The sequence below is a fragment of the Hymenobacter sp. YIM 151858-1 genome, assembly GCF_025979705.1.
GTDB lineage: Bacteria > Bacteroidota > Bacteroidia > Cytophagales > Hymenobacteraceae > Solirubrum.
Genome location: NZ_CP110136.1, coordinates 3,348,725 through 3,364,052 on the forward strand (window position 1 = coordinate 3,348,725; position 15,328 = coordinate 3,364,052).

General features: G+C 60.8%; 14 protein-coding genes. 3 read left to right on the forward strand and 11 right to left on the reverse strand.

Annotated elements, in window-relative coordinates:
* Positions 1 to 47: 47 nt before the first annotated feature.
* Positions 48 to 758: an arylesterase gene (locus tag OIS50_RS14830; protein WP_264691418.1), complete on the reverse strand. Its 711-nt coding sequence runs from the start codon at positions 756 to 758 to the stop codon at positions 48 to 50.
* A 294-nt stretch (positions 759 to 1,052) separates the two neighbouring features.
* Here OIS50_RS14830 and OIS50_RS14835 point away from each other — a divergent pair, with 294 nt between their 5' ends.
* Both OIS50_RS14835 and OIS50_RS14840 read left to right on the forward strand, forming a co-directional pair.
* On the forward strand, positions 1,053 to 1,370 hold the full coding sequence (locus OIS50_RS14835) for a thioredoxin family protein (protein ID WP_264691419.1): 318 nt from the start codon (positions 1,053 to 1,055) through the stop codon (positions 1,368 to 1,370).
* A 9-nt stretch (positions 1,371 to 1,379) separates the two neighbouring features.
* Positions 1,380 to 1,622 (forward strand): DUF6952 family protein, encoded by a 243-nt coding sequence (locus OIS50_RS14840; protein WP_059071614.1) that lies wholly within the window; start codon positions 1,380 to 1,382, stop codon positions 1,620 to 1,622.
* A 212-nt stretch (positions 1,623 to 1,834) separates the two neighbouring features.
* Here the strand turns inward: OIS50_RS14840 and OIS50_RS14845 are convergent, their stop codons facing one another.
* The 7 genes from OIS50_RS14845 to OIS50_RS14875 form a co-directional block, all read right to left on the reverse strand.
* Complete coding sequence (locus OIS50_RS14845) at positions 1,835 to 2,446, reverse strand: TetR/AcrR family transcriptional regulator (protein WP_264691420.1); 612 nt, start codon at positions 2,444 to 2,446, stop codon at positions 1,835 to 1,837.
* 43 nt (positions 2,447 to 2,489) lie between these two features.
* Entirely contained in the window at positions 2,490 to 3,182 is a 693-nt protein-coding gene (locus OIS50_RS14850) for a carotenoid biosynthesis protein (RefSeq protein WP_264691421.1), read from the reverse strand.
* A 26-nt stretch (positions 3,183 to 3,208) separates the two neighbouring features.
* Positions 3,209 to 4,729, reverse strand: coding sequence for a 1-hydroxycarotenoid 3,4-desaturase CrtD (crtD, locus tag OIS50_RS14855; RefSeq protein WP_264691422.1), 1,521 nt, complete (start codon positions 4,727 to 4,729; stop codon positions 3,209 to 3,211).
* A gap of 209 nt (positions 4,730 to 4,938) precedes the next feature.
* Positions 4,939 to 6,126: a class I SAM-dependent rRNA methyltransferase gene (locus OIS50_RS14860; protein WP_264691423.1), complete on the reverse strand. Its 1,188-nt coding sequence runs from the start codon at positions 6,124 to 6,126 to the stop codon at positions 4,939 to 4,941.
* Between the two features lie 182 nt (positions 6,127 to 6,308).
* Positions 6,309 to 6,758 carry an SRPBCC family protein gene (locus OIS50_RS14865; RefSeq protein ID WP_264691424.1) on the reverse strand — a complete coding sequence of 150 codons (450 nt, stop codon included), beginning with the start codon at positions 6,756 to 6,758 and terminating at the stop codon, positions 6,309 to 6,311.
* 43 nt (positions 6,759 to 6,801) lie between these two features.
* The gene (locus OIS50_RS14870; protein ID WP_264691425.1) at positions 6,802 to 7,479 is read right to left on the reverse strand and encodes a hypothetical protein; all 678 of its coding nucleotides are present in this window, start codon (positions 7,477 to 7,479) and stop codon (positions 6,802 to 6,804) included.
* Between the two features lie 106 nt (positions 7,480 to 7,585).
* Positions 7,586 to 8,257 carry a hypothetical protein gene (locus tag OIS50_RS14875; protein ID WP_264691426.1) on the reverse strand — a complete coding sequence of 224 codons (672 nt, stop codon included), beginning with the start codon at positions 8,255 to 8,257 and terminating at the stop codon, positions 7,586 to 7,588.
* 89 nt (positions 8,258 to 8,346) lie between these two features.
* On the opposite strand from OIS50_RS14875, the gene OIS50_RS14880 reads away from it, so the two are divergent.
* The gene (locus OIS50_RS14880; RefSeq protein ID WP_264691427.1) at positions 8,347 to 9,420 is read left to right on the forward strand and encodes an aminotransferase class I/II-fold pyridoxal phosphate-dependent enzyme; all 1,074 of its coding nucleotides are present in this window, start codon (positions 8,347 to 8,349) and stop codon (positions 9,418 to 9,420) included.
* A 70-nt stretch (positions 9,421 to 9,490) separates the two neighbouring features.
* On the opposite strand, the gene OIS50_RS14885 is transcribed toward OIS50_RS14880, so the two are convergent.
* From OIS50_RS14885 to OIS50_RS14895, 3 genes are all read right to left on the reverse strand, one after another.
* Positions 9,491 to 13,402 carry an SNF2-related protein gene (locus OIS50_RS14885; RefSeq protein ID WP_264691428.1) on the reverse strand — a complete coding sequence of 1,304 codons (3,912 nt, stop codon included), beginning with the start codon at positions 13,400 to 13,402 and terminating at the stop codon, positions 9,491 to 9,493.
* Between the two features lie 238 nt (positions 13,403 to 13,640).
* Positions 13,641 to 14,870 carry an ABC transporter permease gene (locus tag OIS50_RS14890; protein WP_264691429.1) on the reverse strand — a complete coding sequence of 410 codons (1,230 nt, stop codon included), beginning with the start codon at positions 14,868 to 14,870 and terminating at the stop codon, positions 13,641 to 13,643.
* Between the two features lie 8 nt (positions 14,871 to 14,878).
* A complete protein-coding gene (locus OIS50_RS14895; protein ID WP_264691430.1) occupies positions 14,879 to 15,304 on the reverse strand; it encodes a four helix bundle protein in 426 nt (141 codons plus the stop codon).
* Positions 15,305 to 15,328 lie beyond the last annotated feature (24 nt).

Genomic DNA, 15,328 nt, shown 5'->3' on the forward strand with positions numbered 1-15,328 from the left:
TGATAGCTAACAGCTGCCCCGGCGAACGAAAAAGAGGCGGGCACCCCCTAGGTGCCCGCCTCTTTTTCGTTCGCCGGGGCCTGGCGTAGCACCGGCTCCAGTACCTGCCACACGTTTTCGGCCACAATGCGGTAGCCGGCGGCGTTGGGGTGGGCACGGTCGGGCAGGTTCAGCTCGGGCCGACCTAGCACGCCCTGCAGCAAAAAGGGCACAAAGGGCAGGCGGTTTTTATCGGCCACCTGCCGGAACAAAGCCTTGAACTCCTGGGCGTAGCGCGCAAACTGGTGGTTGCCCAGCGGCCCTAGGTCGAAGGGAAACTCCATGCCCACCAGCACCACCTGGGCATCGGGGTACTTGCGGTGCACCTCCTCGATGATGCGCTGCAGGTTCTGGGTGGTTTCGCGCACGGGTATGCCGCGCAGGCCATCGTTGGCGCCCAGCTCCAGCACAAACACATCGGGCCGGCGCTTGCTCAGCACCGCGGGCAGGCGGTGCAGGCCGCCGGCCGTGGTTTCGCCGCTTACGCCGGCGTTGATGCATTGCCAGGCCAGCCCCGACGAATCAATTTTTTGCTGAATAAGCGCCGGAAACGCCTGGTGGGGCGGCAGGCCGTAACCCGCCGTGAGCGAGTTGCCGAAGAAAACAATGTTGCGCATACGTACCACGGGCGGCACCGCTTCCGTGCGGGCCCGTTCGTCGGGCGAGCAGGCCAGCAGAAGCGCCAACAAAGGCACCAGCCAAAGGAAGAAGCGTTGCATGTGGTTGCTGTACGGCGAAGCTCCCCTGCAGGATAACCGCACCGGCCGCGTAGCCCTGCCGCCCGCCCGCCCAAGCCGCCCGACGCGGGCCTTGCGCAGCCTCCGGCAAAGGGCGTTTTGCCGGCCTCAAGCCACCCGGTTTAAACCATTGGGGCGCGGGCGCGTTGGGGAAAAGGCAGTGGCCTGTGCCTTGCGGGCTAAACTATTTTCTGCCCGAAACGCTTTAGGTTTGCAGCCAGATAAGAATGATTCTTAGCTGCTCTTACTTCCTCCCTTTACACACACATACGATTCATGGCCGTAATCAAAGCCACCGATGCTGATTTTCAGCAGCTTCTGCAGGAAAACGAGAAAGTAGTTGTGAAGTACTACGCCGATTGGTGCGGCAACTGCCGCTTGTTTTCGCCCAAGTTCAAGCGCCTCTCCGACCAGGCCGGCAACGAGCAGGTGGTGTTTCTGGATGTAAACGCCGAGAACAGCCCCGAAGCGCGCAAAGCGGCCAACGTTACCAACCTGCCCTTCTTTGCCGTATTCCGGAACGGCGAGCTGGTTGACACCGTAGCAGCCAGCAAGGAAGACGCCGTGGCTTCGCTTATCGATAAACTCCGTTAGTACCCCGCTATGAAAATTCCGGCCATTAAGCGCTTGGTTGAAAGCCAAACCCTGCAAACCCTGGTGGAGGCCGAAGAAGCCCTGCTCGATGAGCGCCAGCCTTCGTTTGAGGTAGAAGGCGAGGACGAAGGCGAGCAGCTCACGCACGTGTTTGCCGCTATCTGGATTCTCAACCACATGAAAGACCACGGCGTGGAGTTTACGGCCGCGCTGCGCGAGTACACCAAAAAAGTGCGCGTGTCGATTAGTTAATTTTTTAGGTGATGAGGTGACAGGTAACAGGTGACACGTGTGCTGCCTGCCCGGCACCAACAGCAAGGGCCGCCCCCCAACGGGAGCGGCCCTTGCTGTTTCATTCAGGTTTTGCTGCAGCAGGTGCCTGCCACTTGCCGGGCCCACGCCACCTAGGCACGCACCCGGCTCGCGTGTTACCTGTCACTTGTCACGTGTAACCTGTCACCCAACTACATGCGGGCGAAGTAGGCCCCGGCGGCCCGAATGCCCTCGTCGGTGCACAGGCCGCGGAAGTAGTACAGGTACACGCTGCGGAATACCTCGGCCACGTTGTAGCGGGTAGGCGGAAATATCTGCTCGTTCAGCACCATGTTGAGCTGCTCGAGAATGATTTTAGTAACGAGGCCAATGTTGATGTCGCCGCGCAGCAGCTTTTGCAGCACGCCATCGTTGAGGATGCCCGAAATCTGCGGAAACGAGTACGTGGCCAGGTGTTGCTGGGCTGCCTCCCACACCTGCGGGTAGTGCTGAATGAGGTCGGCGAAGTACGTGGGCGAAATGTCGCGCAGGTCGCGGATGCCCAGCTCAAGCAAGCTCAGCAGCCGCCCCACGGGGTTTTGCACCAGCGCAAACAGCTCGGCGTGCTCGCGCTTTTGCCGGTCGATGTCGTATTGCAGCGTTTGCATCACCAGGTCGGCCTTGTCGGCAAACATCTCCCGAAAGGTGACCGGCGACACGTCGAGCGCGGCTATGATTTGCTCCTGCGACTGGCTTTCGATGCCTTCGCGCCTGAACAGCTGGTTGGCTTCTTCGAGTAGGGTGTCGCGTAAAGTTCGGCTCATGAGCGGGGGGTAAGCGGGTACGAAAACGCGGCAGCCAGGCAAATTAGGTGATCAGCAGCCCTAATGCAAAAAAGAACAGCAATTGCAGCATGTACACGAACGGCACCAGCGGGTTGCGCCCCGCCGCTACGCGGCTGCGGTTGAAGTACACTTGCAGGATCAGCGAGACGGCAAACCAGGCCTTGAAGTTCTGCATCGGGATGAGATCGGCAAACCACTTCCACCACCCAAAATGCACCGCCACCGGCTCGATGCACACATCGAGCCCCACCATGAGCACGGCGGCCAGCAAGGCGCGCACAAAGCCCGGCAGCGGCAGGCGCTGCGCCAACCCACCGGCCACATACGTCAGAATCAGCCAGTTGAGGCCGATAATCACGGGCGTACCCAGGAACTTAGGCCCCAGCGTAGTGCCGTACTCGTAACGCCCGAAAATAACCCCGGTTTGCACGCCGGCCACCTCCACGCCATAGCCCACCAGCATGGTGGTAAGGGCAAACCAGCCGAACATGGGCGCCGGGCTGTGCTTATCGAAGCCCAGGAGCAGCGCCGCCGTGAGCAGCAGCGTCAGGGGCATAAACTGCAGGTAAAAGGTGGGGTCCTGCGAGTAGCCCAGGCCTATAAAACCCGTTGCGTAGAACAGCAGCATCACAAACTGCGCGAAGCGCAACCGGCGCGACGAGCCCGGTGCCGGCGGTGCCGCCACCGGCGGGGTCAGTTGATCGGGTTGTGGCATCAACGAAAAGAATTATTAATTAATAATTAGGCATTATTAATTAAATCAGCAGTGATTTTGGCCGACAGCAGGCACAGCGGTATGCCGCCGCCGGGGTGCACCGAGCCGCCGCAAAAGTACAGCCCCTCCAGCTTGCGCGAGAAATTGGGGTGGCGCAGAAACGCCGCCATCATGGTGTTGGAGGAGCTGCCGTACAACGCCCCGCCCTGCGACGAAGTATCGGCGGCAATGCCTGGGGGCGTCCACACGCGTTCGGCCCGGATCAGTGTCTCAACGTCTAGGCCGAGGGCTTGGTTTAGGCGGCGCAGCACGGCGGCGCGGGTATGCTGCGTAAGGGCCCCCCAATCCTGGCCTTCGTCGTGGGGCACGTTCACCATCACAAACCAGTTTTCGTGGCCGGCGGGGGCGTCGGCGGGCGTTTTTTTGGAGGTGATGTTGACGTACACGGTTACGTCGTCAGCCACGGTTTTCTGCCGGAAGATAGCCTCGAACTCGCGGCGGTAATCCGCGGAGAAGAAGATGTTGTGCACGCCCAGCTCCGGAAACGCCTGCCCGATGCCCCAGTAGAAAATCAGCGCCGACGACGACCTAGGCTGCCCCAGGGTGCGCTCGGGGGCGGGCTGCTGGGGCAGCAGGCGGCGGTAGGTAGGCACCACATCCATGTTGCTGACTACCTGCGTAAAATCGTACACATCCTGCGCCGTGCGCACGCCCGTAATGCGGCTGCCAGCGGTCAGGATTTCCTCCACGGGCTCCTGGTACCGGAACTCTACGCCCAGCTCCTCGGCCAGCTGCACCAGGCTGCTGGCAATGCTGTAGATGCCGCCCTCGGGGTAAAACGCGCCGATGCCGTGCTCGAGGTGCGGAATCATGCTCAGCGTGGCGGGGGCTTGGTACGGGTCGGAGCCGTTGTAGGTGGCAAACCGGTCGAAGAGCTGCACCAGGCGCGCATCCTTCGGGAAAGCCCGCTGGTGCCGCCGGTGCATGGAGCTCAGCAAACCCAGGCGCGGCATTTCGGCCACGGCGCGCAGCGTATCGCGGCTGAGGTAGCTTTGCGGCCGGTGCAGCGACTTGTGCAGAAAGGTAGAGGCCGTGGCCTCGTAGGCGCGGCGGGCACCCTGCAGAAAGTGGCGCACCTCGGCCGCGGGCACCCGCAGCTTTTGCTCTACCTCGTGGGCAAACTTGTCTTCGTCGGCCCAGGCCGTGAGGCGCGTGCCATCGGCAAAGAAGTACTGCGTAATCGGGTCGAGGCGCTCGTAGCGGAAGTAGTCTTTAGGGTCGCGCTCGGCCAGCCGGAATAGGTCGTCGACGAGCTGCGGCAGCGTGAAGAGCGAGGGGCCGGCGTCGAAGCGGTAGCCGCCGGGCAGGTCGAACTGGTGCATTTTGCCGCCGAACGACTCGCGGCCTTCAAATACCGTGACATTATGCCCCGTGGCGGCCAGCCGCACAGCCGCCGCAATACCGCCAATGCCCGCCCCGATTACGGCCACGGGCTGCTTAAGGGAAGACGCTTGGCGGAACTTGCGGGCGGCGGGCAGAACGGACATGAAATGCGCTGGCAGTATCGGCGGGTTTGAGCAAAGACGTGCTGCTAAGAAATGCGTTTCGGCAGGTAATGTTTACGCTATTCTGCTGCTGCTACGTTTTTCCATTGTCATCCTGACGAAGGAAGGACCTTACCAGGCCAGAACCCGACGTTGTTACGCCAGCCATTCAGCCTTGATAAGGTCCTTCGTCAGGATTGCAGGGAAGCGGACTAATCCACGGCCAGCACCAGGCCCTTCAGGTACTCGCCCTCGGGGTGGAACAGGCTAACGGGGTGGTCGGCGGGCTGGGTGAGGCGGTGCAGGATGCGCGCCGGGCGGCCGGCCTCGATGGCGGCGGCCATTACGGCGCCCTCGAACAGCTCCATGCTCACTACCTGCGAGCAGCTGAAGGTGAACAGCAGCCCACCGGGCGCGATTTGCCTGATGCCGGCCACGTTCAGGCGCTTGTAGCCCATAATGGCGTTGTGGCGGGCCGAAAGGTGCTTGGCAAACGCCGGCGGATCGAGCACGATGAGGTCGTATTGGTTGTGACGGTCTTTCAGGAACGAGAACACGTCCTGCGCATATGCCTCGTGCTTATCCCCTAGGCCCGATAGCTCGGCGTTGCGGTTCGTCAGCTCGATGGCCTTCTTGCTCGAATCGACGGAGTGCACCAGCTCGGCGCCGGCTTGCAGGGCGTATACCGAGAATCCGCCGGTGTAGCAAAACGTGTTGAGCACGCGGCGGCCGGGGGCGTAGCGGGCCAGCAGGGCCCGGTTGTCGCGCTGGTCGATGAAGAAGCCGGTTTTCTGGCCGGTTTCCCAGTCCACAGCAAAGCGGTGGCCGTTTTCGTTTACCACGTGCTCGGCCCCGGTGCTCTCGCCGAAGAGGTAGACGTTTTGGGCGCCGGGCGCGGCTTTGGCGGGTACGGTTTCGCTGCTCTTGTCGTAGATGGCGCGCAGGCCGGGCACGGCTTGCTGCAGGGCGGCGGCAATGTCGGGGCGGGCCTGGTACATGCCGGCGCTGTGGGCCTGCACCACGGCTACGTCGCCGTACACGTCGATGATGAGGCCGGGCAGGCCGTCGCCTTCGGCGTGCACCAGGCGGTACACGTTGGTGTTGCCCTGCCCCGTGAGGCCCAGGCTGTGGCGCAGCTTGTAGGCGTTGCGCAGCTTTTCAACCCAGAAAGCAGCGTCGATAGGCGCGGTTTCGCCGAAGGCCAGCATGCGCACGGCAATGGAGCCCGGCGCGTAGTGGCCCTGGCCCAGCAGCTCGCCGTTGTGGGCATGCACGCTCACTACCTTGCCCTCTACCACTTCGCCCTGCATGCGGGCAATGGCGCCCGAAAACACCCACGGGTGCAGGCGGCGCAAGGATTGGTCTTTACCGGGCTTCAGAAAAATGGTAGCGGCTGACATGGGTATTCGGCAAAACAGGTACGAAAGGCAAAGGTACGCACCTCGGCGCAGGCGGCCGAGGTAAGTACCAGGCATACGGACAACCGCCGCGCCGCCTAGGTTCAACCCGCCCGGGGTTTGCTCGGGGCCCTCGGCGCACCTCCGCGCATACCTCCGCGAGCCTCCGCGAGAAATCGTACTGCCTACTGCGCCCCGAAATACCGCCGGTAAATGGGGCGGCGCCAGGCAAACTGCGCCCACACCAGCGGGTACAGCAAAGCATCGAGCACCGACGAAAAGGTGCGGTACTCCAGGTCTTCCACGATTACGGTGCCGCCGCCCGGGGCGGCCTCCAGCAGGTGGCGGTGCTGCCAGTAGCGCAAGGGCCCGGGCAGCTGCTGCCCTAGGTCCACGAAGTAGCGGCCACCGCCGGGCAGCTCGCCGTGCTCGGTGATGAGGGCCGTCCAGCGGGCGAGGCGCAGCGGCCCTAGGTGCATTTCAATTTCGACCACGTCGCCGCGGTGGCAGCCATCGAAGCGCAACAGGCGCAGCTGCGGCACGGGCGGGGCCAGGTCGAGGAAAAGCTGACGGGTAAAGCCGGCCCAAACCTGAGCAGGCGGTTGGGCCACGGGGGTGCGGAGCTGCAGGCGCATAGGCTATGCAAACCGCGCGGGGCGGCCAGTGTTCGGCTTGCCGTTACAAACGGTAGGTGAGCGTGGGCGTGAGCGTCAGCATCTCGAACGTGCTCACCGACGCCAGGTAGTAGCAGCGCACTTTCAGGCCCAGGCGCAGGCGCGTATCGACGGGGCGCGAGTACTCCAGGCCCGCCACCACGCCGCCCTCCTCAGCAAAGCTGTTGCTGCGGTTTGTTTCCGACACCAGCACCAACGGCATGCCGCTGCCCAACGAGCCGTTGACGGTGGCCGACTGCTTGGCCGTGGTGAGGTACAGCAAGCCGGCGTGGGCCTTGAAATCGGCCGAAAAAGCCCGCTCGTACACGGCCTGAAAGGCGTTGTTGATGTAGCGCAGGCGGAAATCGAGCGAAGAAGGCATGGCGTAGCCCGTGCTGTAGCTGATGTGCTTTTGCTGCATGTTCACGGTGCGGGTGTAGCCCAGGGCCACGGCCCCGGCCTTGCCCACGCGGTACGATAGTTCAGCCCCGCCGGCCGAGCCGACCAGATCGACACTGTTCAGCTCCTCGGGGGTGTCGCGCTGCCCGGCCGCCTGAAAGTTGGCCCCGGCGCCGTAGTGCACCTGCAAACCCAGCTTCCGGTTGGGCGCGGCTGCCTCCTGGGCGGTGGCAGCCGTTGCGGCACCTAGGAAGGCGGCTAAGACAAGCGCAAGCCGGAGCTGTGCGGGATAGGTATGCGCCATAGATTTTGTGACGGTTACTAGCAGTTTGCGGGTAAGTTAGCAGGGGCAGGCTTGTGCCGCGACAAATCATGCAGCAACCTATGAAATAGATGGCGCGCTTGATGTGCTAGTTAATCGTGGCCTCACGCGTCAGTACCGTTGGGTTTAGATATAATCGATCAGCAAACAGCTGACGCAGTAATTCAGGTACTTCGAGGTGGTTTACAGTATTGCTTTGCCGACGCATCTGCGCGTAGTGCTCTTGCATCAGCTTAGTAACCAGCTGTCCTACTGTCTTTACTTGCAACTCCCGACCTAGTCTAAATGCAAGAGTCCATCCAGCTAACGAGGCAGCAAATGCTAATACTCCTGTGCTTGCATCAATGAATAGGTAAATAAGTGAACCAGCAGACACCACCGCCAATACTGATACAATCCACCACTTAGGCGTAAGCAACCAGTTCAGTGACAATCCTAACTCATGCTGAAGCTGCGCTACGTACTTGCGGCGCTTGAGGCGCGGAAGTAAGAAGGAAAGGCTGGTTTGCGGGGCAAGCTGCTCCTCAAATTGTATGCCGACGGCTTTTATGGCCCCGCGTAGCTTGTAAAAAGCCTGTTGTGAAGTACAACTGTTGTCGAAAGGTCGCTGCTTGAGCTTATCCACAACAACATCGCACAGCTCGCCAAAGGTGACTACATGCTGAAAGTCCGTCTGCCCGAAACGAATACTAAAGGACTTTTCAATCAGCTTTAACACATCATTGATGTCCTCAGGGTCGGTATTGCGCAGATCATCCATGGGAACAAGCATATTGCTTACACCGCAGCAATGTACAGAATGCCCTAGAACAGCATATGTTAGTCGCTCAATAATGTCATTGCTTGCCCATGCTGCACGCCGACTACCTGCCGGGCCGCACCTTATGCGCCGATGGCCGCGAGTACTTGTTCTGCAGCGGCACCAGCTACCTAGGCATTCCGCGCAATCCGGTTTTTGCCGAGCTGCTTGCCGAAGGATTAGCCCGTTACGGCACCAACTATAGCAGCTCCCGCAACAGCTCGCTGCAGCTTCGCATTTACGACGAAGCCGAGGCATACCTAGGGCACTACACCGGGGCCGAAGCGGCCCTCACGGTGTCGTCGGGGTACTTGGCGGGGCAAATGGCCGTGAAGGCCCTGGCCAACGCGGGCCGCTTCGAGTACGCGCCGGGCACGCACCCCGCCGCCTGGCTTACCGAGCACCCCGCTTTGGTGGCCGCCACGCGCACCTTCGATGAATGGGCGCAGCACTTGCTTCGCCGCCTGCGCCACGAAACGCCGCACCCGGTTGTTATCGTCAGCAATTCGCTCGATGCCCTGCGGGTGCAGCGCTACGACTTCGCCTGGACCACCGAGCTACCCACCGACCGCCCCATCACGCTGCTCCTCGACGACTCGCACGGCTTCGGGCTGATTGGCCGCGACGGGGCCGGCATCTTCACCGAAATCAGCGTGCCCGATACGGTGCGCCTGGTGGTGGTCAGCTCCCTAGGTAAGGCGTGCGGCATACCCGGCGGGGTGGTACTGGCCGATGCCGCTTTTGTGGGCAGCCTGCGCCGGAGTGCGTTTTTCGCAGCCAGCTCGCCGGTGGTGCCTGCATATTTATATGCCTTTCTGCACGCCCAAGCGCTGTATCGGCAAGCCCGGCAGCAAGTGGCTGCCCACGCTGCCCTCTTTGCCACGGCCACCGCGCACCTAGGGCTGTTCCATTCGGCCGAAGGATTGCCGGTGTTCTATACCCCCACCAACGAGTTGGCCGGTTACCTGCAGCAACAGCAGGTGCTTATCTCGAGCTTTCCTTACCCCTCGCCTACCGACCCGTGCATTACCCGCGTGGTGCTTTCGGCCCTGCATACCCCAGCCGATGTAGCGCGGGTAATCGAGTTGTGCCGGCAGTTCGCCGCTGCGCGCACAGCCACCTAGCCGCCCAAAAAAAGCAGCTTCCGGCCCAGGCCAAAAGCTGCTTTAAAGTAGAGCATGGCGGTTGCGGTTCTTACCCCAGCAACTCCTCAATATCCTCCTTGGTGAGGCTCTTGATGATGGCCTCGTCGGTGGTTATCAGGTCCGATACCAGCTGAATTTTCCGGTTTTGCAGGGCCAGGATCTTCTCCTCCACCGTGCCCTTGGTGATGAACTTGTAGGTGAACACCGTGCGCTCCTGCCCGATGCGGTGGGCGCGGTCGACGGCTTGGGCTTCCACGGCGGGGTTCCACCACGGGTCGAGAATGAACACGTAGTCGGCGGCCGTCAGGTTCAGGCCCACGCCGCCGGCTTTCAGCGAGATGAGGAACACGCGCAGGTCCTCGTCTTTCTGAAAGCGGGCTACTTCCTTGTGCCGGTCGCGGGTGTTGCCGTCGAGGTAGGCATACTCAATCTGCTTTTCGTCGAGCACGTGGCGCACCAGCTCCAGGTGCTTCACGAACTGACTAAACACCAGCACCTTGTGCCCCTCGGCCACCACGCTCCGGATCATGCGCACCACCTCGCGCAGCTTGCCCGATTCGGCCTCGTAGGTTTCGTCGGCCATGCGGGGGTGGTTGGCAATTTGGCGCAGCTTGGTAAGGCCCTGCAGCAGCATAAACTGGGTGCTGGCCGTGCCGTGCTCCTCAATGCTCTGCAGAATCTTGTTGCGGTAGTAGCTCTTGGTTTCCTCGTAGCACTGCTGCTGCTCGTCGGTCATGCGGCAATAGCTCAGGTGCTCAATCTTCTCGGGCAGCTCGGTTGCCACCTGCGCTTTGTGCCTGCGCAGGATAAACGGCTTGATGAGCGTATGCAGGCGCCGCGTCTTCAGCTCGTCCTTCTCCTTCTCAATCGGCTTCAGGAACTCCTTGCGGAAGAACGCCTGCGAACCTAGGAGGCCCGGGTTGATAAACGACATCTGCGACCACAAATCCATGGTGCTGTTCTCCACGGGCGTGCCCGTGAGGATGAGCCGGTGGCGCGAGTGCAGGTGCCGCACCGCCTGCGAGGTGGTGGAGCTGGGGTTCTTGATGGCCTGCGACTCGTCGAGGATGACGTAGTCGAACTTGTAGGTTTTGAGCAGCTCGGCATCGAGGCGCACAATGCCGTACGACGTCAGAATGAGGTCGTAATCGGCAAACTGCTCCACGTTTTTGTCGCGGTAGGTGCCGGTGTAGGTCAGCACGCGCAAGCCGGGCGTAAACTTCTGGGCCTCGTTTAGCCAGTTGTAAACCAGCGAGGTAGGCATTACCAGCAACGAGGCCGCGCCGCCCGCCGCACCGCTTTCCTTGCGCTGCAATAGCATGGCCAGCGTCTGGATGGTGTTGTGCGTCACCACGAAGTTGTCGGTAACGTACAGGCGGTCGGGCGCATCCACGGCAATGCACTGCGCAGGCATGCTGCCCACGCGCTCGACGGATTTGATACCGCGGTAGGGCAGGTATTTGGTCTTGGGGCGGTACAGCGCCAGCTTGCGCGCCAGCCGGAAGGGCATCACATCGGGCGGCAACGACAGCGTGAGGGTGTACGCTACCATTCCGGTCCGCAGCTCGCCGGCATAGCGGTAGGTCGGGGTTTTGCTGGTACGCTTTGCCGTGCCGCCCAGTGACTGCACCAAGCTGGTAAGGCCCTCAGCCAGCTGGGCCGAGGTGGTCGTGAACTGGCATACGTCGCCGCTGGCCGATACGTAGCCGTCGGTATCCATAAGGCCCTGCAGCAAGGCCACACGCGTGGGCACGTCGTTGAACAGGTAGTCCTCCGGGATAAACTTATCCTTCGAGCCTTTTCCTTTCAGCCCTAGGTGTTTTACCTGCTGCATCAGCTGGTTGGTCCAGCCGGTGTCCTTTACAAATGCATAGTCATACGAACCCGGATTACGACGCACCCGCAAGCCTTTGGGCAAGGCTTCGGTAGCATACGCCACAATTTCGGTGTCGCCCGAAGACAGTGCAATGCTGTTCTGCCGGAAGCAACCATCGCCTAGCAACAGGCCCAGGAAATACGGATCGATGGTAACAGGCCGGGGCGCAAAGGCAACCGGCTGCACCACGGGTACAAACCATTTGGTGTTGCCGTGCTTGTCGTGCAGATCATGGCGCAGCTCGCGGAGCTCTTTCACCCGAAAACCTTGGCCGCGGTGCTTCTGCACCGGGCTTTGCACCGCCCATAGGTGTTCGGCGCAGCATTCGGCCGTGGCCCCGTCGGTAAACGTAACGCGGAAAATTTCTTTCTCGCCCTGCGGAAACACGCCCGTAATGCGCGAGCGGCCACCCTGCGCGTTAATCACTTCGTCGCCGATTTGCACTTCCCCCATAGTGGTCCAGCCCGTAGGGGTCAGTATGCGCGCATGCAGCGGCTGGGCTTTGCCCAAGCCCATATCGTCGGCCAAGCAGCCGCCAAAGTGGTACTCCTGCACAAAGTGCAGCCAGTTGTAGCCGGCTTGCTGGTAGGGGCGCAGGGCGCCATTAAAGCCGGCAGGCAGGGGCCGGTCTTCCACGGCCTCGAAGCCGCGCAGGCGCTCCAGCTTGCGGCTCATGGTTACGGTGGCGAGGTTACCGTTCTCCAGGTCCGAAACCAGCGCTACGTGGTGCTTTTTGAGCGTGAGCGAGTGGTGGTGCTCCTCCGAGAAGGCAAACAGCTCGAGGTACTGCGTAAACCACTCCTCCGGAATAATGGCAATCTGGCCGTTGGGCAGCTTAAACTCGTGGCGCTTCTGCAGGATGTAGGGCCGCAGCTTCACGAAGGGTATTTCGAACTCGCCGAAGCGCACCGTGCCGTGGATGTCGAACCAGTCGTTGTTCTCGGTGATGCCCACGTTCACCGTTACCGTGCCGATAAAGTAGTCCTTACCCGAGGTGCTGCCTTGCTGCACCGTAAAACCTAGGCGGGCCAGTTCCTCGGCGTGCGAGTGCAGCCACTTAAAGGCGGTGGCTTTCTCGAGCACGGCGCGGCCGTTGCGCACCTCCAGGGCGCGGTCTTGCAGCTCCCGGATAAAGTTCTGCTCGTTTTCCAAGTCCCGGATCAGGCGGTGGAACACGTACGAGTCCGACGTCTTCTCCAGCTTCACGCTCACGCGCTTATCGTGGTTGCGCACGATATGGTCGCCGTACTGGAAAGCAATGTCGAAATGAATCTGCTCGGCGTTGGGGTCCGTGTCGTACATCGTGCCGCCGTGCCCCGGCACATCCGAAAAGATGAGGTGCGGCTTGGCCTGGTAGCGCTCCGAGCGAATATCGAACCCGCGGGCATGCACGTCGAACGACTCTACCAGGGGCGCCACAAAGCGCTGGTAGTAGCTGTCCTCCACCTGCCTAGGTATCACGATGAATTTCTTGTTGAGGAAGGGCTGCAGCTTCTTGCCGTCAACCTCGTTGCGGAAGTTGTGGAGCACTCCATCGAGCAGCATCCAGGCGGGCTGGCAGCACACCATCACGGCGTCGCGCTGCTGAAAGTCGAGCCGCTGGCCGCGGTACTGGATGGTGGGGAAATAGTGCGTGTTTTCGGGGTTGCGGCGAAAGTGGAACAGCACCGAAGCCGGCTCGGGCGCTACCGAAATTTCCTTCCAGGTAGGCTCGCCGTCTTTGCCCATGATAAACACGTGCTTGCCGTGCAGCCCGTCGAGCAGCTGGCCCATGCGTTGCTGCACGTACTGGCAAATGCGCTCCTGCAGACCTTTGTCGCCCTTCTCGGGGTCGTAAATCTTCAGGAAGAAATCGGCCGGGGTCGTTTTTTTCGGCCAGAATTCTTTGATGACGGCGTCCTGCTGAATTTGGTCGGTCAGGGCTATCAGCTCGAAGTCGTTAGCGTCGAGGCCGTCGGCGAATTCGGCCGCGTTCATGGCCGAAATGTTCTGGTGCTGCAGGGTCAGCTGCCCCTTAGCATTGCGCTGAACCACGTAGGATTCAAACAGATATCCCAGGTACTCGTGCTCAAAGAGCGAGTACACTATTTGGAAAGGCTGTGAAGTAGAAACCTTCATGGCGACAACGAAAGCAGCGTTGAAAGTAGGAACAAATGCTAAATAGCATATAATTTCAACAATATTGAAATTGATTCTATAAATAGTTATACGTCATAGACCAACAATACCGTGCCGGTCGGCAAACAGCCGGTACAGCTCGATTAACAACCCGCAGGCTGCCGCAAATGTTGACCGCAGGCGACCGAAAACAGTCGAGCTTATGCTAGAGGTTCTCGCGCAAGTCGATTTGGGGGGCGTTGAGCGCCGGCCTGATCGATACCGTGATGGTGATGAGCACAATGGCAATGCCCACCCACACCACGTCGGATAGCTGCATTTTTACGGGGTAGGCATTCACCACGCTGGTGGCCATGCCCATCGACACGAGCTCGAAGCGCTGCTGCAGCCAGCAGATGCTAACCCCCAGCACGAGCCCGGTAATGGCCCCCACCTGGGCCACAATGGCCCCCTCCATCAGGAAAATGCGCCGCACGGTGTTGGGCGTAGCGCCCATGGCCATCAGGATTGCCACATCCTTGCGCTTGTCGATAACCAGCATCGAGAGCGAGAAGAAGATGTTGAGCGAGGCAATCAGCAGAATAAAGGCGAAGGTGATGAACACGAACATCTTCTCCACCTTGATGGCTTTGAGCAGCGATACGTGCTGCTCATCGGAGTTGAGCACCTGAAACTGCCCACCCAGGAGCTGCTTGAGCTCGGTTTGCACCTCGTCGATGGGGCGGCCGGCCACGTTTACCTCCAGGGAGGTGCGGCGGTTGCCGTACTTGAGCAGGCGCTGGGCAAACTCCAAGGGCACGAAAATGTAGCTGTCGTCGACGTGCTGCTCGATGGCAAACACGCCGCCGGCCAAGATGGGCTCCTGGTTGAAGGCGTTTTCGGGGTTGATGCTGAGCGTGCGCTTGCCCGGCGTGTTGCGCGGGTACAGCAGCTGCAGGGGCGAAAACCGGTTTTCGAGCGCGATGCTGAGCTCGTGCTGCACGCCGGCGCCAATCAGGGCAAAGTCTTCGCCGTTGCGGCGCAGGCGGTGGTCGCCGTCGACAATGGCCGAATCGATGTCGCTCTGGCCGTAGTAGTTCTCCGACACGCCCTTCATCTTCACCACCATTTGCCGCTCGTGGTAGCGCAGCAGGGCGTTGTCTTCGATAACCTCCGTCACGAGGCCCACGCCGGGCACCGTACCTAGGCGCTGCAGCAAAAAGCTATCGACGGCAAAGCTCTTGCCCTGCACGGCGGTGATTTTCAGATCGGGGTCGGATTTGCCGTAGAGCGAGCGTACCAGGTCTTCGAGGCCGTTGAACACCGATAGCACAATGATCAGCGCCATCGTTCCCACGGCCACCCCAATCATGGAGATGTTGGAAATGATGCTGATGATGTTGCGCTTTTTCTTCGAGCGGAAGTAGCGCCAGGCTATCAGGAAGGGAACGTTCACGCCTTAGTTTAGGAGTTAGCGAGTTTGGGAGTTAAAGCGTTTTCGGTGGGCGTGGCACCCCCTTTACGCTCGGCAGTAGCATGGGCGCTTTTACGAATTTTGGCAAGAACGGACACAATTTCGTGGGCTTCCTGCTGCAATTCTTTCAAGCGCTCGGCGGGCAGCAATTCTGCTTCGGCAAGTAGTTCGAGCCAAAACAACGACTCGTCGGCCTCCTCCAAAGCTACGCCTACTTTGGCCACAAACTCCTTGGCCGAGCGCGCCCGGCAAGCGGCCCGGTAATTGGCCGCCGTGGAGGTAGCTGCCCGCAGCAGCTGCTTGCCCACCACCTGCTCCACGGCCGAGGTAGGCAACACCTTGTACAGCCGGATTACGCGCAGGGCAAACGCTTTGGTGCGGGCTTTGAACTGCTCGGCAAACTCAAAGTTGTTCATAACGGCCGAAGCATAAATAACTCG

Excerpts from the sequence above, each read along its gene's own strand:
- OIS50_RS14830 (WP_264691418.1), bottom strand. The coding sequence starts at position 758 with ATGCAACGCTTCTTCCTTTGGCTGGTGCCTTTGTTGGCGCTTCTGCTG.
- OIS50_RS14835 (WP_264691419.1), top strand. The coding sequence starts at position 1,053 with ATGGCCGTAATCAAAGCCACCGATGCTGATTTTCAGCAGCTTCTGCAG.
- OIS50_RS14840 (WP_059071614.1), top strand. The coding sequence starts at position 1,380 with ATGAAAATTCCGGCCATTAAGCGCTTGGTTGAAAGCCAAACCCTGCAA.
- OIS50_RS14845 (WP_264691420.1), bottom strand. The coding sequence starts at position 2,446 with ATGAGCCGAACTTTACGCGACACCCTACTCGAAGAAGCCAACCAGCTG.
- OIS50_RS14850 (WP_264691421.1), bottom strand. The coding sequence starts at position 3,182 with ATGCCACAACCCGATCAACTGACCCCGCCGGTGGCGGCACCGCCGGCA.
- crtD (WP_264691422.1), bottom strand. The coding sequence starts at position 4,729 with ATGTCCGTTCTGCCCGCCGCCCGCAAGTTCCGCCAAGCGTCTTCCCTT.
- OIS50_RS14860 (WP_264691423.1), bottom strand. The coding sequence starts at position 6,126 with ATGTCAGCCGCTACCATTTTTCTGAAGCCCGGTAAAGACCAATCCTTG.
- OIS50_RS14865 (WP_264691424.1), bottom strand. The coding sequence starts at position 6,758 with ATGCGCCTGCAGCTCCGCACCCCCGTGGCCCAACCGCCTGCTCAGGTT.
- OIS50_RS14870 (WP_264691425.1), bottom strand. The coding sequence starts at position 7,479 with ATGGCGCATACCTATCCCGCACAGCTCCGGCTTGCGCTTGTCTTAGCC.
- OIS50_RS14875 (WP_264691426.1), bottom strand. The coding sequence starts at position 8,257 with ATGGATGATCTGCGCAATACCGACCCTGAGGACATCAATGATGTGTTA.
- OIS50_RS14880 (WP_264691427.1), top strand. The coding sequence starts at position 8,347 with ATGCTGCACGCCGACTACCTGCCGGGCCGCACCTTATGCGCCGATGGC.
- OIS50_RS14895 (WP_264691430.1), bottom strand. The coding sequence starts at position 15,304 with ATGAACAACTTTGAGTTTGCCGAGCAGTTCAAAGCCCGCACCAAAGCG.